This is a genomic window from Sphingobium quisquiliarum P25, from assembly GCF_000445065.1.
Classification (GTDB): Bacteria; Pseudomonadota; Alphaproteobacteria; order Sphingomonadales; family Sphingomonadaceae; genus Sphingobium; species Sphingobium quisquiliarum.
Genome location: NZ_ATHO01000152.1, coordinates 1 through 15,703 on the forward strand (window position 1 = coordinate 1; position 15,703 = coordinate 15,703).

Annotated in this window: 21 protein-coding genes and 1 pseudogene; 11 read left to right on the top strand and 11 right to left on the bottom strand. The window is 60.0% G+C overall.

Annotated elements, in window-relative coordinates; translation table 11 throughout:
- Nucleotides 1-128: 128 nt before the first annotated feature.
- The 4 genes from L288_RS38815 (at nucleotide 129) to L288_RS38830 (ending at nucleotide 3,898) form a co-directional block, all read left to right on the top strand.
- Nucleotides 129-1,478 (top strand): IS1380-like element ISSp1 family transposase, encoded by a 1,350-nt coding sequence (locus L288_RS38815; protein WP_013039775.1) that lies wholly within the window; start codon nucleotides 129-131, stop codon nucleotides 1,476-1,478.
- Between the two features lie 218 nt (nucleotides 1,479-1,696).
- Nucleotides 1,697-2,182: a LysR substrate-binding domain-containing protein gene (locus L288_RS38820; RefSeq protein WP_021239550.1), complete on the top strand. Its 486-nt coding sequence runs from the start codon at nucleotides 1,697-1,699 to the stop codon at nucleotides 2,180-2,182.
- On the top strand, nucleotides 2,182-2,742 hold the full coding sequence (locus L288_RS38825) for a hypothetical protein (RefSeq protein ID WP_021239551.1): 561 nt from the start codon (nucleotides 2,182-2,184) through the stop codon (nucleotides 2,740-2,742). Before L288_RS38820 ends, L288_RS38825 begins: the two co-directional genes overlap by 1 nt.
- On the top strand, nucleotides 2,729-3,898 hold the full coding sequence (locus L288_RS38830; protein ID WP_031304795.1) for an MFS transporter: 1,170 nt from the start codon (nucleotides 2,729-2,731) through the stop codon (nucleotides 3,896-3,898). Before L288_RS38825 ends, L288_RS38830 begins: the two co-directional genes overlap by 14 nt.
- A gap of 84 nt (nucleotides 3,899-3,982) precedes the next feature.
- Here L288_RS38830 and L288_RS38835 read toward each other — a convergent pair whose 3' ends face one another.
- From L288_RS38835 to L288_RS0122115, 3 genes are read right to left on the bottom strand one after another with little or no spacing between them, the layout of a single operon-like run.
- Entirely contained in the window at nucleotides 3,983-4,471 is a 489-nt protein-coding gene (locus L288_RS38835) for a GNAT family N-acetyltransferase (RefSeq protein WP_021239553.1), read from the bottom strand.
- 39 nt (nucleotides 4,472-4,510) lie between these two features.
- Nucleotides 4,511-5,080, bottom strand: a complete 570-nt coding sequence (locus tag L288_RS38840) for a YbhB/YbcL family Raf kinase inhibitor-like protein (protein ID WP_152522105.1) — start codon at nucleotides 5,078-5,080, stop codon at nucleotides 4,511-4,513.
- Complete coding sequence (locus L288_RS0122115; protein ID WP_201766655.1) at nucleotides 5,077-5,670, bottom strand: cupin domain-containing protein; 594 nt, start codon at nucleotides 5,668-5,670, stop codon at nucleotides 5,077-5,079. Before L288_RS0122115 ends, L288_RS38840 begins: the two co-directional genes overlap by 4 nt.
- A gap of 110 nt (nucleotides 5,671-5,780) precedes the next feature.
- Here L288_RS0122115 and L288_RS38845 point away from each other — a divergent pair, with 110 nt between their 5' ends.
- The 4 genes from L288_RS38845 (at nucleotide 5,781) to L288_RS42130 (ending at nucleotide 8,415) form a co-directional block, all read left to right on the top strand.
- On the top strand, nucleotides 5,781-6,731 hold the full coding sequence (locus L288_RS38845; protein WP_021239557.1) for an alpha/beta hydrolase family protein: 951 nt from the start codon (nucleotides 5,781-5,783) through the stop codon (nucleotides 6,729-6,731).
- Nucleotides 6,728-7,180, top strand: coding sequence for a GNAT family N-acetyltransferase (locus L288_RS38850; protein WP_021239558.1), 453 nt, complete (start codon nucleotides 6,728-6,730; stop codon nucleotides 7,178-7,180). The genes L288_RS38845 and L288_RS38850 overlap by 4 nt, the downstream gene beginning before the upstream one ends.
- Nucleotides 7,181-7,205: 25 nt before the next feature.
- Entirely contained in the window at nucleotides 7,206-7,787 is a 582-nt protein-coding gene (locus L288_RS38855; RefSeq protein WP_021239559.1) for a tetratricopeptide repeat protein, read from the top strand.
- Nucleotides 7,788-7,857: 70 nt separating this feature from the next.
- Complete coding sequence (locus tag L288_RS42130) at nucleotides 7,858-8,415, top strand: class I SAM-dependent DNA methyltransferase (protein WP_084466025.1); 558 nt, start codon at nucleotides 7,858-7,860, stop codon at nucleotides 8,413-8,415.
- A 56-nt stretch (nucleotides 8,416-8,471) separates the two neighbouring features.
- Here the strand turns inward: L288_RS42130 and L288_RS42665 are convergent, their stop codons facing one another.
- From L288_RS42665 to L288_RS38870, 3 genes are read right to left on the bottom strand one after another with little or no spacing between them, the layout of a single operon-like run.
- Nucleotides 8,472-8,834, bottom strand: a complete 363-nt coding sequence (locus L288_RS42665) for a cupin domain-containing protein (RefSeq protein WP_084466028.1) — start codon at nucleotides 8,832-8,834, stop codon at nucleotides 8,472-8,474.
- On the bottom strand, nucleotides 8,831-9,223 hold the full coding sequence (locus tag L288_RS38865) for a nuclear transport factor 2 family protein (RefSeq protein WP_021239562.1): 393 nt from the start codon (nucleotides 9,221-9,223) through the stop codon (nucleotides 8,831-8,833). Before L288_RS38865 ends, L288_RS42665 begins: the two co-directional genes overlap by 4 nt.
- Complete coding sequence (locus L288_RS38870) at nucleotides 9,220-9,858, bottom strand: LysE family translocator (RefSeq protein WP_021239563.1); 639 nt, start codon at nucleotides 9,856-9,858, stop codon at nucleotides 9,220-9,222. The genes L288_RS38865 and L288_RS38870 overlap by 4 nt, the downstream gene beginning before the upstream one ends.
- A gap of 87 nt (nucleotides 9,859-9,945) precedes the next feature.
- On the opposite strand from L288_RS38870, the gene L288_RS0122125 reads away from it, so the two are divergent.
- The 3 genes from L288_RS0122125 to L288_RS42670 all read left to right on the top strand — a co-directional run bounded on the left by L288_RS0122125 (nucleotide 9,946) and on the right by L288_RS42670 (nucleotide 12,157).
- Nucleotides 9,946-10,521 (top strand): 2'-5' RNA ligase family protein, encoded by a 576-nt coding sequence (locus tag L288_RS0122125; RefSeq protein ID WP_084466031.1) that lies wholly within the window; start codon nucleotides 9,946-9,948, stop codon nucleotides 10,519-10,521.
- A 128-nt stretch (nucleotides 10,522-10,649) separates the two neighbouring features.
- Nucleotides 10,650-11,126, top strand: a complete 477-nt coding sequence (locus L288_RS38875; RefSeq protein WP_021239565.1) for a PaaI family thioesterase — start codon at nucleotides 10,650-10,652, stop codon at nucleotides 11,124-11,126.
- A gap of 44 nt (nucleotides 11,127-11,170) precedes the next feature.
- A complete protein-coding gene (locus L288_RS42670; RefSeq protein WP_236613057.1) occupies nucleotides 11,171-12,157 on the top strand; it encodes a LysR family transcriptional regulator in 987 nt (328 codons plus the stop codon).
- On the opposite strand, the gene L288_RS38880 is transcribed toward L288_RS42670, so the two are convergent.
- The 5 genes and pseudogenes from L288_RS38880 to L288_RS0122130 all read right to left on the bottom strand — a co-directional run.
- Nucleotides 12,102-12,329, bottom strand: coding sequence for a DUF2274 domain-containing protein (locus L288_RS38880; RefSeq protein WP_021239566.1), 228 nt, complete (start codon nucleotides 12,327-12,329; stop codon nucleotides 12,102-12,104). The genes L288_RS42670 and L288_RS38880 overlap by 56 nt on opposite strands.
- Nucleotide 12,330: 1 nt before the next feature.
- A complete protein-coding gene (locus L288_RS38885; RefSeq protein ID WP_152522107.1) occupies nucleotides 12,331-13,476 on the bottom strand; it encodes a TrbI/VirB10 family protein in 1,146 nt (381 codons plus the stop codon).
- Between the two features lie 104 nt (nucleotides 13,477-13,580).
- Complete coding sequence (gene trbG / locus L288_RS38890; RefSeq protein ID WP_021239568.1) at nucleotides 13,581-14,606, bottom strand: P-type conjugative transfer protein TrbG; 1,026 nt, start codon at nucleotides 14,604-14,606, stop codon at nucleotides 13,581-13,583.
- The gene (trbF, locus tag L288_RS38895) at nucleotides 14,603-15,286 is read right to left on the bottom strand and encodes a conjugal transfer protein TrbF (RefSeq protein WP_021239569.1); all 684 of its coding nucleotides are present in this window, start codon (nucleotides 15,284-15,286) and stop codon (nucleotides 14,603-14,605) included. The genes trbG and trbF overlap by 4 nt, the downstream gene beginning before the upstream one ends.
- Before the next feature lie 2 nt (nucleotides 15,287-15,288).
- Nucleotides 15,289-15,703, bottom strand: a pseudogene (locus L288_RS0122130) (P-type conjugative transfer protein TrbL); the annotation flags it as partial.

The following is a 15,703-nucleotide window of genomic DNA, read 5'->3' on the forward strand; positions in this document are numbered from 1 at the left end:
CCCGCCTTATTCACCAAAAGTGTCCTGAAGGGTTGGCGGGAGTGGCGTAAGCCTCTGATCTGAATTAGGAACTGGGTGTCTAAGCCGAACCTGCCGCAGGGCAGAAAATGCCACGGGCCACACCCGCCATGAACGATGATATCGCAAGCTCATTTGGATTCCCAGCAGTCGGCCGCAAGAAAATCACAGCTGCGTTCGACGGTGGCCGGCTTACCTCGGATGGCGGTGTTCTACTGCTTGCACAGGCCGAGCGCGCGATGGGGATTTGCCAGCGCCTGGCGGCTTGTATTGCCGATCCGCGCGATCCAGCGCGGGTGATCCATCGCCTGGATGACATTCTGCGTGCCCGTGTGTTCGCGATTGCGTGCGGCTATGAGGATGCCGATGATCTCGATGCTCTGCGCGACGATCCAGGCTTCCGCCTGGCGCTCGGCAAGCTGCCGGAATCGGGCGCGGGGCTGGCCAGCCAACCGACGATGAGCCGGTGGGAAAATGCACCGACTACGCGCGAACTGGCCAGCATGATGGCCGCGATGATCGACATCTACTGCGCCAGCTATCCCGCCCCTCCGACAGCGGTCACGCTGGATATCGACGACACGTGCGACGTCGTGCATGGCTATCAACAGCTCTCGTTCTGGAACGGGCATCATGGGGAGCGCTGCTTCCTACCGATCCATATCTACGACACCGCGACCGGCAGGCCGGTGGCCATGCTGCTGCGCACAGGCAAGACGCCTTCTGGAAAGGAGGCGGCGGGGCACATCCGACGCCTGGTGCGTCACCTGCGCCGTAATTGGCCCGATACCCACATCACTATCCGCGGCGACGGGCACTATGGTCGACCCGAGGTCATGGCCTACTGCGATGCGGCCCGCGTCGATTACGTGTTCGGCCTGCCCACCAATTCAGCGCTGCGCGCCGATCCCGCCATTGTTGCGGTCGCCGATGCCTGCGCGGTCAAGCGCGCCCAGCGTCAGTGTCCCGTCCTGCGCAACTATGCCGAGACCCGCTATGGGGCAAAGACCTGGAAGTGCCAGCGTCGCGTCGTTGCACGGATCGAGGCCAGCACGCTGGGCATGGACATCCGCTATGTCGTCACCTCGTTGGCAACAGGATCGGCCGAGCACATCTACGACACGCTCTACTGCGCGCGTGGTCAGGCCGAGAACCTGATCAAGCGCCACAAGTCCCAGCTCGCCAGCGACCGAACCTCGTGCCGCTCGGCCAATGCCAATCAGATGCGCCTGATACTGCACACTGCCGCATACTGGCTGCTATGGCGCATCCAGCAGGCGATGCCCAGGACCGCTGCTCTGGCAAGCGCGGAGTTTACCACCTTGCGCCTGCGGCTGCTCAAGGTCGCTGCGCGCGTCGTAGAAAGTGCTAGCCGCATCCGCATTGCCTTCGCTTCCGCCTGTCCGGATGCCGACCTGTTCCGCGCCCTCGTTCTCCGGCTGAAGCCTGCGCCGACGTAGCCCATGCGGCAGCGCCGCAGAACTCCGAGCCCAGCCCTTCAACCCGAAAAGCCCATCAATCCGAATGCGGTGAAACAAACGCCAGCGATGCCGGTCGTCCGCGCAATACAGCCAGCCGCAGCAAATGCCCAGAGCGGACCCGAAACCGAGCGTCGTGAATAAGAGAGGCTACGACCCAAACCGCCGTCGATCTTGGCGCCGGCGTTGCAGATGCTGCTGTGCGCCATGGTTCTGGGCAATGGGCTGGTGTTCTCTCCGAGCGCCTGTTCGACGAAAATGTGACGTTGCTTGGCCGTCCGGATGACTGGCAAACAAATGACGAAATCGATATTCGCCAAGCCATCTCGCAAACCAACCTGTTTCTGTCCCAGCATCGGCGCGAGGACTTCCAGCGTTGGAACGAAACGCTCCCGGGCGGTCCGACCCGCCCTGCGGCAGTCACAATCGTCGACTCTTCGGGCCTTGGCCTCAAGGCCGCGATCGACGGCGCAGGAATTACCTTTGCGGGCATCGAAATTGCCGCATGCGACATAGCCGCCGAAAGGCTCGGCCCGATCATGCCGCACCAAGTGCCGGCAAACGCAGGCTACTACCTCTGCTATCCGCCGGCCCTCGAGCGCGACCGCCGCATCAGGAATGTCAGGACCTGGATGCTGGCAGAGGCTGCAAAGACATGCCGACCTGCGGAGCGAGAGACACGATAATGGCACCGGAGGAACCCACCAACGCCACGCATCTTCCTGATTTTCCGATCTATTTGTCCTATTGGCGGGCGGCGCTGCTTCTTTTCTTTACGCTGCCGTTCCTACTAGGTGCTGTGAGCATGCCCATCGCCGTTTTCAAAGCCGGCTCTCTTTCAGAGTTTGCGATGGCGGCGATCTCGGCGGCTTTTTTTATGACAGGGACGCTGATGTCCCTGTTCGGGGTGTTCAGGTGCCGCCGGAGCCGTGGCCCGATGTATGTTTTTAAGGCCAACGGCCTCATCGTCGGGCGGTATTTTGGCGGCAAGCCCTTACCTTGGAAAGACGTCGATATCTCAACACCAACGCTGCTGTGGTCAGGACCTCTCCTCGTCAATGTGGACTATCGGAAGGCTGAGTTCCGGTCTGATCCAAACCGCCAGCCAATCACTTCCTTCTGTAAAGACAGACATAAAACCACCCGGCGTATTGTCATGCCGAACATTGCTACACTTGGGGGCAGCAATCTGGAACGCACCCTGATCGAGTACATCCGGGCCAGCGGCTGCTATGAAACCGAATAGCTCCCTATCTGAACATTTGTCCGCTGCACTGGTTCGCCTTCTCGCGGTCAGCGCGGGTGCGACCGTCGCCAACAGTTACTATAATCAGGCATTCCTCGGTCATCTGACGGCAGATTTTGGGCTGGCCGCGGGGACTGCTGCCATCGTGCCGGTTCTCACCCAGGCAGGTAATGCCTTCGGCGTGTTGCTTCTCGCCCCACTCGGAGACCGGCTGGAGCGAAAATCTCTCATTCTCCGTACTTTCGTTGCGTTGGTGATCGCGTTGATTGGTGCGGCCTTGTCTCCGAGTTTTGTGTGCCTGGCGGTCGCCAGTCTCGCCGTCGGCTTATTTACCACCGTCACGCAGCAAATCGTTCCACTCGCCGTGCATCTTGCCCCACCTTCCGAGCGTGGACGCATTCTTGGCAAAGTGACGGGCGGCATATTGATCGGCATCCTGCTTGCCCGCACGGTCAGCGGCACAATCTCGGACCTTTGGGGCTGGCCCTTCGTGTTCTGGTTCTCGGCGGCAATGATGACGGTAATTGGTGTGGCGCTTGCGCTCTGGCTGCCTCGTGTGCCGCCAACAACTGACTTGAGCTATTTGCGACTGCTTGGTTCCTTATGGACGCTTCTGCGAACGCATGGTGTTCTCCGGCAAGCAGTCGCAGTGCAATTCCTGATTTTCGCAGCCTTTGTTGGCTTTTGGTCGAATCTCGCGCTGTTGCTATCCGAACCACCTTATCAGCTTGGAGGAACGGCGGTCGGCCTTCTGGCGCTTGTCGGAGTCTGCGGGGCGCTTGCCGCGCCAATTGCCGGGGGTTTTGCGGATCGACGCGGACCCGCCGTCGTCGTGACAGTCGGCGCTGGCCTCGTAACGCTCGCCTTCTTCGTCTTCGGGCTTTGGCAAGGTTCTCTCATCAGTTTGGTATTCGGTATCCTAGTTATGGACCTTGCCGTACAGTCCTCGCAGGTTGCGAACCAGACGCGTGTCTATGCACTCGACCTGACCGCCCGCAGCCGACTTAACACCGTGTTCATGGCGACCATGCTCGCTGGGGGGGCAGTCGGTGCCGGCGTTGGAGGCGCTGCGTATGCGACGTGGGGTTGGACTGGCACATGCGCCTTCGGCGCAACTTCGGCCGCCATGGCGTTCTACCTGTCGCTAAGATCATGACCCTTTTGCAGGGGTGAAAGGGAAGGGCTTCGATGAGGTAGATGCCCGCAAACCTTCTGAATAAAAGACTGAAGATATTCTCCCTCACCAAGGGGCGCTATCGCCCAACCACAACGCGTAGCTTTTCCAGGATGCTGCTTTGGCAAAGCGCTCATAGGTCCGAAGTGCAGCTTCATTGTCCTCTGGCACAAGCCATCTCAGATGAACCCAGCCGCGCGCTCTGCCGATCGCTGCGACCGCCTCTACCATTCGCTGGGCCAGACGTTGGCCGCGAGCGCCAGCAGCCACATAGAGGTCGTCGAGCTGTCCGGCGCGTCCGTTTGAAATTGCTTCCGGTAGATCGAAGAAAACGGCGAATGCCGACAGTTTACCGTCCAGGAAACCGCCCATCACCTCGGCCGTCTGGCTGGACAGCAAGGCGGCGGCAGCTTCCTGGCGGGGGGTCTCTGTCTGTGAGGCTGGATACATCTCCGCGCGATAGGCTTCGAGGAGCGGCGCGAGTTGGGCAGCGTCTTTGCTGGAGAGACGGCGTATTAACGGGCCTCTCGCGGTACCATCTTGTGAGCCCGACATTTTTCCACCTGGGATCTTTTTCTCGACCGCGCTTTGGGCTTATCGTCCAAAATATCCACTGATGCTTGTTTTGGCGAGCAAGTGGCTATTGATCATGAAGCCTGCCATCGCGCCTGAAGATAAATTATCCAGCGGCAGGCTGTCGACATCGAGCGCATAGACGGTGATGACGTAGCGATGCGGTTCAGCGCCGACCGGCGGACAGGGGCCGCCGTAACCGGCCATGCCAAAATCAGTCCTCGTGGCGATTGCCTTGCCCGGCCGTGCGCCTTCGGCCAGACCGGTCGCATCGGCGGGAATATTGACCAGCACCCAGTGCCACCAGCCGCTCCCGGTTGGCGCATCGGGATCGAACATGGTCACGGCAAAGCTCTTCGTCGCCTCTGGCGCGTCTTTCCAATGAAGGGCAGGCGAGACATTCTGGCCAAGACATCCGAGACCGCGCAACGCATGGCGGCCAGGAATCCTGCCGCCGTCATCGAAGGATGGACTGGTCAGTTCCATCGCAAGCGCTGATGTGGGCAGTAAAGCAGTGGCGGTGAGAAGCGTCAGAACCCAAACCGCAGGAATGGTAAAAAGTTCTCTTTTCCTGTTCTGACTCCACTTCATTCCTCCCCCTCCCAATATCCGACAGCAGCATTTTTCTTCACGGTTAGTTCCAGGCTTCGGGCTGCTTTTTCACCACCCGGCGCGGAGCCCGCGAATACCGTCACCTTGTTGCTATCGGGATATTCCAGGACGTCGGGCTCATTCATTGTGCTGACCGCTAGGTAGCGCAGCGGTTTGGAGCCTGCTGCCCGCAGTTGATGAGCTGTTTCAACGCCACCGGCGGGGCAAACGACGACATCACCAGCGCTTACGTCGTGTTCTTCCTCGCCATATCGCAGCACACCGGCCCCCGCCAGAATGACAAAGAGCTCGTCATTTGCATGGTGGCAATGAAAGGGCCAAGCCTTCTTGCCCGGGGGTATTTCAACGTAGCGAGCGCCAAGCCGCTTCGCGCCAGACGGCGCTGCGACGGCAGCCATGTGCGCTTCATAAGCTCCACCATGCGATTGTGTCTGAAGCGGTAGTTCTCGAAGGCGAACGATTGGATGCATCGACTTTCCTTGGCTGATTTCAAGCTTTTCGCCAAATGAGCCTGCAATCGATAACGAAAACAAATGAGCGCTTCTCACGCCATATGGAGGGATGCTCATTCGACAATCTCCATCCGGGCGAAGAAAAAACGGATACTTGAAAGTAACAATCGAGAGGCGTCAGCGTGATAAACCACGGACGCGGAACAGAGGTTGCTGGTGTCCGGGAGATGCCGAACCAAGCATTGTCAGTGTGCCTTGAAACAGACGATGGCCGGCTTCTCGGCGGGTTTCTATGGCGACACGGCGGTGTTGCGGCCGCGCGCCCGATCGTGATCATCAGCGCCGCGACGTCTGTAAGGTGCCGCTACTACTCGCGCTTCGCTGACTACCTGTTTCTCAACGGATTCGATGTGCTCACCTTCGATTACCGGGGGATCGGCGAATCCCGGCCAAAATCCCTGCGCGGTTTCCGTGCCGACTGGGTGGATTGGGGCGCGCACGATCTGGAGGCGGCGCTCGCATACGCTGAACGCACTTTTCCGGGGCAGGAAATCCATGTCGTAGGCCATTCGATCGGGGGCTTTGCGATCGGGCTTGCGCCCTCGAACCGGCGGATCGGGCGCATTCTCACCGTCGGATCCCAATTCGCCTATTGGCGGGATTACGGCGAAGCCGAACGCCCGCGCATGTATATCAAGTGGCACATCGTCATGCCGCTGCTGACACGGATGTTCGGCTACTTTCCGGCCAAACGGCTTGGCTGGATGGAGGATACGCCCGCAGGCGTGGTCCGGGACTGGAGCCGAATGAAGGCCCGGTTCGAGCATACCGTGCGGCAGGATCTTTTCATCGGTGGGGAGCGGGAATCCGAAATCATGCAAAGACGCTTCACCAGGGTGACGGCGCCCATGCTCGCGATTGGCCTTGAAGACGATCCGCACGGCACCCCGGCAGCCCTCAACCGGCTGCTCGCCTATTTCACGTCCAGCCACCGGCATCATTGGCGCATTGCCCCAGCGGACATCGGCGTATCATCCATCGGACACTTCGCCTTTTTCCATGACCGGTTCAGGGACAGTCTGTGGCCACTCGCGCTTGGCTGGCTGCGCGCGGGCGAGATCCCGGCCGACGCGCCCGGCCTTCTGCTCGATGAAGCAACTCCAGGGACAACGACATGACGATAACGATCAAGGCCGCAAGCCACGCAGACAGAAGCGGCTGGGAAAAACTCTGGGCAGAAAACCGCGCGCATTTCGGTGCTAGGGACATGGACGAGGCGGTCATCGCCGGGCTGTGGCAGCGCGTACGCGATCCTTCCTCACCGATGAATGCCTGGCTCGCGTTTCAGGCTGGAGAACCTGTGGGGCTGGCGCATACAATTCTCCATCCCCACACATTCTCGCTCCGCCTCGTCTGCTATCTCGAAGACCTTTGGGTTTCTCCCCTGCACAGGGGCCGGGGCGTTGCGACGAGGCTCATCGAACATCTGGAGGTTCTGGGCAGGCAGGAGGGCTGGCGTCGCCTCTACTGGGAAACGGCCGAGGACAACGCGGCCGCCCGACACCTGTATGACCGCGTGGCGACGCTGAGGCCGATGGCGACTTACCAGATCGAGCTGGCTAACTGAGGGTTGCCAATGGCGAGAACCACCCATGACCCATGCCACCGCCATCTTTGATCTGAGTCTTGCGTTGGAGGCGTATGGCGCCGGTCGCCTCGGCGAGGCCGAAAGTATCTGCCGCACTATCTGTGTGCAAGACCCGCCGCCAGTCGACGCGATGCACCTTCTCGGACTGATCGAAATGGCGCAAGGAAGGCTGGAGGCAGCAGTCGAAACGCTGACAGCCGTGACCAAATTTCAACCCGACGACGCAACGGCCCGGAACAATCTCGGCATTGCGTTGCGGAAGCACGGCAGATTGCCGGAAGCGATCGCCGCGTTCGAGAACGCCGTCGCCTGCCGCCCGACCTATCCGGACGCTCTCTACAACCTGGCTGTCGCATTGACCGACACGGGCAACAGAGGCTCGGCAATCGAACCCTTGCGCCGGTGCCTGTCACACGCGCCCGGCCATGCCGGCGCCCGCTTCCTGCTCGGGGATCTGCTGGTCGATGCCGGCGATCATGAAGAGGCCATCGCCCATCTGGAGAGATATCTGGGCGAAAATCCGGGTGATGTCGATGGCGCCCGGATGCGTCTGGCGCAAATGAACAGGGGGCCGGTCCCCTTTTAGTGCTCCCGCGGCGCAGCTCGACCAACTCTATTCCTCCAGGGCGCGCGACTGGGATCGGGCGGAGGGCTATCTGGCGCATCGCCATGTCGGCGACGCGCTCGCCCGGCTGTTGCCCCGACACGGCAACCGGATTCTCGACATAGGATGCGGAACCGGACTGGTCGGTGGCCTGCTGCGAGATCGGGCCGCGCATCTGGCGGGCATTGATCTGTCCGAGGCGATGCTGTCAGTCGCAAGACAAAAATCGCTGCACGACACACTTGTCCGCGACGATCTGGCGTCGTTTCTCTCTGCCACCGCGCTTCGGTTCGATGCGGTCGCGGCTGCGGCCGTCCTGATCCATTTCGGAGACCTAGCCACAATCCTCCAGAGCGTCGCCAATATCCTGGATCCCGGAGGCCTGTTTGCCTTCACAGTCTATCCAAATGACAAAGGAGACCGTCTTGGCTTTGGTCCCTGCATCAACCCGGAACTCGCCAATGCGGGCTGTTTTTCCCACGGCTCCGCCTATATTGAGGCGATAGCCGAGCGCTCAGGCTTCAAGCTTCTTGAACAAGGCGAGGTTGTGCACGAATTCAGCGCAGGGCATATCGAAATGGGGCTGCTGACCGTTTTACAGTGCCGCTGATCGCACAACCTGATCACCAGAGGCAATTTTGCGTGACGATAGCCGTCGATCCAAGCTCAAGCCCCCCAATTCGTTGGGTCGGCGGGGTAGCGGTCACCGGATGTACTTGGGCTGGATGAGAGCAGGAATATAAGATCGGAAACGTCGTCGTTTCTGACCCAGTGCGGTTGCCCGGCCGGTATATGCATTCCTTGGCCCGGACTAATGAGAGTGACGCCGATGGGGGTGAGGATCGTCATTTGCCCATCCAGCACATAAAAGAATTGATGCGCCTCACGATGTACATGGGGCTCTTCAGCCGTCGCCGGCGGCATTGTTTCCTGCCTCACCTGAAGGTGCTCGAGGTCGAGCAGGCGCCAGCCCGAACAGCCGTTTCCCCAACGATAGAAATTCTCGCTTGAAGGTTCGACGGGTCTCATTGCGACGGCTCCGCAACATCCGCGCCATAAAACGCCTCGCCATAAACTTGCAGTCCATTCTCGAACCGCATGAGTTCGCATGCTCGAAGAGTCTTTCCACCGGCATGCGACACGTAGTGGACCAGAACGGTTTGCGCGTTCTCGTCACAGGTGATGGATTCAAGTCCAAATTCCAGGTCGGGAACGGCGGCGAGGGCTTTCGTCCAGTAGTCATAAAGCGCATCTCGGCCTCGCACCGTTGCGTCTCCGGTCACGATTGCCGCCCTCGGGCTAACGAATACAACCGACTTGGAAAATGGCGTGATCACCGCATCGACGTCGTGGCGGTTCCATGCTTCGATCCATGTAGTTGCATGATTTTCGAGATCTTTGCGTGAAAGAAAATTCATAGCCAAAACAATCCTGCTGTCAGTGCCGCGAGCGCGGACATGCTGCGATTTATGAGAAGAAGTTTCGATGGATCGTGAAGCACTTGTCGCAGTCCAGCCCCGAAGGCCGCCCACACTGCCAAGCATGGAATGCCGACAACGGTGAAAATCGCTGAGGCAAAGACAAGCTGGATCAGATAGCCGTTATCTGGAGAAATAAAGGCCGCGATGACGGTTACCGCAATCAGCCAGGCCTTGGGGTTTACGAACTGGAATGCGGCAGCCTGGAAAAAAGAAACCGGCTTTGCCAAAGAGGCATCGGGCATCTCGGCGGCACGCCAGAGTTTGTAGGCAAGCCAGAGCAGGTAAGCCGTGCCAATAATTTTCAAAAAAATCTGGATACGGGGTTCAAGTGCAAAGACAGCCCCAAGGCCAGCGCCGACCGACATCAATTGAACGGCAACACCAAAAGGAATTCCGAGAATATGTGGCCATGTTCGTGCCATGCCAAAGACAAGGCCTGATGTGGTGAGCATCAGGTTGTTCGGCCCCGGCGTGATCGTCATCACTAAAGCATAAAGTGCAAGGCCAGTAAGTGTTGCGGTTTCCATCCAGAGATCCGTTTGCAGGCCATCTCGATACTGAAAAATGGCCATACATACCTGTCATTGAATGGAGAGAGACGCTGCTGAGAATTCATCATGCAAAGATGAGCCTTTCTCTCTCGCTTGCCGGCCAACCAAATGCACGATGTCGGCAACACAATGAATTTCCAGCGCTTTCAAGGATCAGATGGACCCATGCCATTGGCTATAGCTGCACGATTGGACGATCACCTTTCCAAGACAATAGACCGGTTAAGGTACGATCTCCTCGTTCGGGCTCCGAACGCAGAAAAGCAGCTGGACTATCCACCACACATCACCTTGGCAGTGATAGAGGACGGTGAACGCGTTGATCCCATGATTCAGCAACTCGCCGCAGCTTGCCAAAATATTGGCCGGCTCAAAATAAAAATGAGTCACTTTGGAATATTTTCAGGTACCCCATCCTATGTTTTTCTGGCACCTGTCGTAACTCAATCGCTCCTTGCACTTCATGAGAATATTGTGGAAGCCGTTCGAGGGCAGCAAATAAACGAACATCATTTGGTTGGTATTTGGGTGCCTCATGTCACGGTTGCAACGCTCAAAGGAAAGCCGGAGAAGGCTTTGGAAGCGGCGATGCGCAATTTCGACCATCACGACGGTCATATTACGGCGATCGAGCTTGTGCAGTTTCCGCCAGTCGAAATTCTGGCAAGTTTCCCTCTCCAGTAGAACTTTCAACGACGATGGTGGACGGAAAGAACCTGAGTTTTTCTCAGCATCCTGTCAGGGCTTTTCACTCCAGTATGCCGCCACCTCCCGGTAGTTTTGGCATCCAGGGTCATTGCTCCGGAGGTGTCATGAAAAGGGTTATTGGCAGTGCCGTAGACGCGAGCGTTGAGCAGCGGGTTCGTGACAGCTTTCGTCGCCAGGGGCTGATGAGCCATTTGGGCGCGACACTGTCCGAAATTCGCCAGGGACTGGTATCTGTCCAGATGCCTTTCCGGCCTGAGCTTTCGCAGCAGCACGGTTATTTCCATGCAGGAGGAACTTCCGCGATCGCGGATTCTGCCGGCGGCTATGCCGCTTTCACGCTTTTCCCAGAGTTCAGCTCGGTTCTCACCGTGGAATTCAAGATCAATCTGCTGAACCCGGCTCTAGGCGATAAGCTCGAAGCGCTAGGCAAAGTGATCAAGCCCGGGAAGACGCTCACAATCTGTCAATTGGAAGTGTTTGCCGACTCTGCGGATGGCCGAACGCTTGTGGCAATTGGTCAGCAAACGCTCATTTGCATGATGGGCCGCCGGGATTCGCTGTCGCACGCTAACCCCAAATAGGTGGTTGCATTGTGTGTAGACGCAGGGTCTGAAAGGAACGAGTTGTGTGTGAAGTACCCCTTTCCCTCTCCTTGACACAGATGCCGAATGCCATCGCGCTACGTCACCTACGATACTTTGTTGCCGCAACGGAGGAAGGGAGCTTCCGCAAAGCGGCGCTATCATTATCGGTGCAGGAGTCATCCGTCAGTAGACGAATTCGTAATCTCGAGGATCAAATCGGCGCTTCGCTCTTTCACCGCCACAGCTCCGGCGTAGCTCTTACCGTAGCTGGTGAACGCTTTCTTCCTGCCGCCCGTAAGGCTCTCAGAACCCTGACGGAGGGAACTAGAGACATCCAAGTCATCGCGCGAGGCGACCTGGGATCGGTAAGGATCGGCATATTTTCTTCGCTGGCATCGGGATTTCTTGCAGACTTGTTCCAAGCATATGGAACCAATCACGTTCAGGTTCGGATGGACTTCATTGATGGCAGCCCTGCGGATCACTTATCAGCTATCCGCCGCCTTGAAATTGACGTGGCCTTTTTAACTGGAACTTCCAAACGTCCGGATTACGACTCCGCAGAGTTGTGGTCGGAGAAGGTGTTTGTCGCTTTGCCCGAGCATCATCACTTGACTGCCAAAACCGAAGTAAAATGGACTGATCTGACTGATTCAACGTTTATTGTCAGTGACGCGCCGCCAGGCCAGGAAATTCACGATTTTCTCGTGATGCGGTTGGCCGAACTAGGACATCATCCGCAAATCGAGCCCCAATGTGTAGGGAGAGATAATTTACTACCTTTGGTGGCATTCGGCCGCGGACTCACGGTTACAAGCGAATCCACGACAGCTGCCTGTTTTCCTGGTGTTGCCTACCGCCCTATCCAAGGAGAACGTCTGCCATTTTGTGCCGTATGGTCTCCTCGGAACGACAATCCAGCTTTTCGCAGGTTGTTGAGCTTGGCCAAGCATCTATCGAAATCAAAGATCTCTAGGCAGACGAACTTTGGCGCTTGGCCTTCGCAAAACCCCGGTCTGTCGCAATGAACCGCTCCAGCATGGGCACGATCAAGCGGACGGGATCGGCGGGCGCGTGCCCTCCCTCCCTGCCGAGAATTTCGGCATAGGCGGAGAGGTCGCGATGGAGACTCGCAGGCAGTTCCACCGTGACTTTGACCGGCTTGTCATCAGCGATCGGACCAAGTTTCAACTTCGCCATGTCAGCCTCCATAGGGTTCGAGCACGAGATCGTGGGTGACGATGACGCGAACGGGGAAGCCCGGTCGGATCGTCAGCGTCGGCGCGATGTTGAGCTGGCGGCTAACGATCTGCTGGCCGGTCTGACTGATACTGTCGCCAGCGCCCTGGCGCAGGGCACGGACGATTTCGCTTTCCTCGTCCGACGAACCGGCTTGCGAACCGATGCTGAGCAGCGTCGAGAGCGCGGCGGCCTTGAACAGTTCTCCCCAGTGATAATCGACGCCATCCTCCAGGCCGGCATAGCCTTGCGTATCCGCGCCCGGCTGGCGTTCCAGCACGATCGAACGGCCGTTCGGGAAAATCAGCCGGTTCCAGACGAGCAGGATGCGGCGCTGGCCGAAACCGATACCGTTGTCATACTGACCGATGACGCGCGTGCCCTGAGGGATGAGCAGGATGCGCCCGGTCGGGCTGTCATAGATGTTCTCCGTCACCTGCGCCGTGATCTGGCCGGGCAGGTCGGAACGAATGCCGGTGATGAGCGCGGCGGAAATCACCGCGCCGGCCTGAAGGGTGTTTGCCGATGCCGGAGCGGCGACGCGATCGGTCGACACGGTGCGTTTGTCGGGCGTCTGGTTGAGGAAGGCGAGCTGCCGATCCTGCGCCGAGGGCGTCGCTGGCTGCGGCGCGAGGCCGAGACTGGTCAGATCCGGCAAGGGCGTCGTTGTGGTTGTTGTCGTGGTGGCGGGCGAGGCCATGTTGCGCGTCTCGGTCGAAGTGAAGAGGCGCGCGGTCCTAGCGGCCTCCAACTCCTGCAATCGGCGCTGTTCCTCGGCGCTGAGGCCGGGCTGCGCGGCGGGGGGGGCGATCCGTGACGACGTCACCGGCTGGCCGCGGTTCTGCGCATCGAGGATCGGGCGGCCGAGATCGCCTGGCAGCGGTGGGCCGAGGACCGGGCCGGTATAGTCCTTCGGAAGCGTGTTTAGGCCATCGGGTGTCGGCCGGTTGTCGGTCGAATACAGCTCCTCGTTCGACCGGCCGTCATGCTGCACCTGAAGCGCATAGATCAGCGCGCCACCGATACCAACACCGGCGACCAGACCGAGACCAGCCAGCACTTTGCGCGAGAGCCGGGTGACGCGCGGCGGCTCCGGACGCAGCCGCATCGGCGCGGCCGGTTCTCCGGTCAACGGCCGGGCATCATCGTCGGACTCCGGCTGGGGTTCCAGCCCGGACTTGCGGCCTTCCTCCTTATCGGGATCGATCTCGTTCACGACGCAGGCCTCCCGTCAGTCCGGGAGATGCGCACGCGCTTCTGGTTCTTGGCTGCGCCGAAGCGTAGCTCGGCGGCGGCGAACAGCCGGTCGATGACCATGTAGTTGCCGCGCACCCGGTAGTTCACCAGCTCGGACGTGTCGCCTTCGGGGCCGACGACGAAGAGCGGCGGCATCTCGCCCTGACCGATGCCGCGCGGGAATTCGATGAAGACCTGTTTGCCGTCGTCGAAGGCGCGTAGCGGCCGCCACGGCGCGCGATCGCCCGTCACCTGGTATCGGAAATTGACGCGGGACAGATCGACGCCACTGGCGACGGGCTGTACGGCCTGCGCCTCCGTATTCTGGCGACGCAGCGCGATGAGTTGGTCCTGCGGATACTGCCAGGAGACCGAAGCCATGTAGGTCTTCTCGGTCGAGCGCAACTCCATATGATAGGTGCGCAGGCTGGTATTGATGACGAGATTGGTCATCAGCTCCGTGCGCGTGGGCTTCACCAGGATATGGATCTGCTTGGTCGCGCCTGTGCCGCTTTCGGTGTCGCCGATGATCCAGCGGACGGTATCGCCGGCGGCGACCGGGCCGGAGCCAACGAGGGTTTCGCCGGGCTGCAGCGCGATGTCGGTGATCTGACCGACGGCGGTGTAGACCTGATAGAGCGCGCCTTGAGTGAAGGGATAGACCTGCATGGAATTGATGAAGCCGTCACGGACGGGTTGGATGCGGGCGGCGGCGTTTGCCTGATTGACGCGGGCGGCGGGATCAGTCGGCTCCGGCGTCCGGCGTGAGGCTTCGACCGGCTTCATCTGACCGGGAAGCGGCAGCGGCTTTGGCAGTTCGACCACCGTGACGGGTGCGGGCGGATCGACTGTCTGCACGGCGGGCGCGGCATCGTCGTAGGAGATTTCCGGGGGCTTCTGCATCGTTGCGCAGCCTGCAAGCGCCGAGGTGCAAACGAGGAGAACCGAGAAAGCGGATTTGCGGAAAGCCGGCCTCCCGGCGGCGCGGAAGGTCGGTGTCATTGTCCAAGCTCCTTCGACCAGTTGATGGCGTTGACATAGATTCCAAGCGGGTTGGCCCGGAGTTTTTCGGGGTCGCGTGGTATCTGCACGGCGACGGTGAGGATGGCGGACCACCGTTCGGTGGAGGCGAGCGAGCCGTCCTGATAGCGGCGCTCGATCCAGGCGACGCGGAACGAGTTTGGTGAGGCCCGGATCACGCTGGAGACCTCGATGGCGATCTGCTGCTTGCCAACCTTGGTGAAGGGATCGTTGGCGCGGGCATAATCGTTGAGCGCGAGCGCCCCGGCCTGCGTGGTGAAGTCGTAGGCGCGAAGCCAGTTTTGCCGGACGATGATCGCGTCGGCCGGGATCGAGCGGACCTCTTCGATGAAGCGGGCGAGATGAAAGGCGATCTGCGGGTCGGTCGGGCGATAGTCGGCGACGGCCGGTGCCACGGCTTGCGCTTGGCCGAGTTTGTCGACCTGAACCACCCAGGGAACGATCGAGCCGCTCATCGACTGCCAGACCAGTGCGGCCGACAATCCGGCTGAGAGCGCCAGTGATCCGAAGGCCATGAAGCGCCAGTTGCGGGCCTGCACGCGGGCGGAACCGATGCGGTCGTCCCAGACCTGGGCGGCGCGCTGGTAGGGCGTCTCGGGTTGTGGTGATTTACCGTAGTGAGTGGCGGGTCGTTTGAACATGGTCAGTCGCTTTCGGAGAGGTTGACGGAAGAGCCGCCGCCATGGCTGTCGCCCGACTTGACCGCGTGAGCTGCGGCCTGGACGCCGTGGGACATCTGCTGCGAACGCTTCATGCGCTTCGCCCAGGCGGGTGGGCCGTCGGTGGCGGGAGATGGTGATGCGGCGGACGCCGAAGCGGCCTCGGCGTCGGCTTCGCCGCCGATCGTGCCAGCGGTGGACGATCCGCCGGTCATTTCGAAGGCTGCGCGTGCCCCGGACTGGTAACTGGACTTGAAGCCATCAGCGGTTTGGGTTGCTGCGCGTTTCAACGGCGAGGTGGCGGCTTGGGCGCCGGCGCTGGCGACATTGCCGAGACCCGACGCCACAGCCGATGCGCCGGATTGGCCGGCAGCGCCCAGGCCGTAGGCGGTCGAGGCG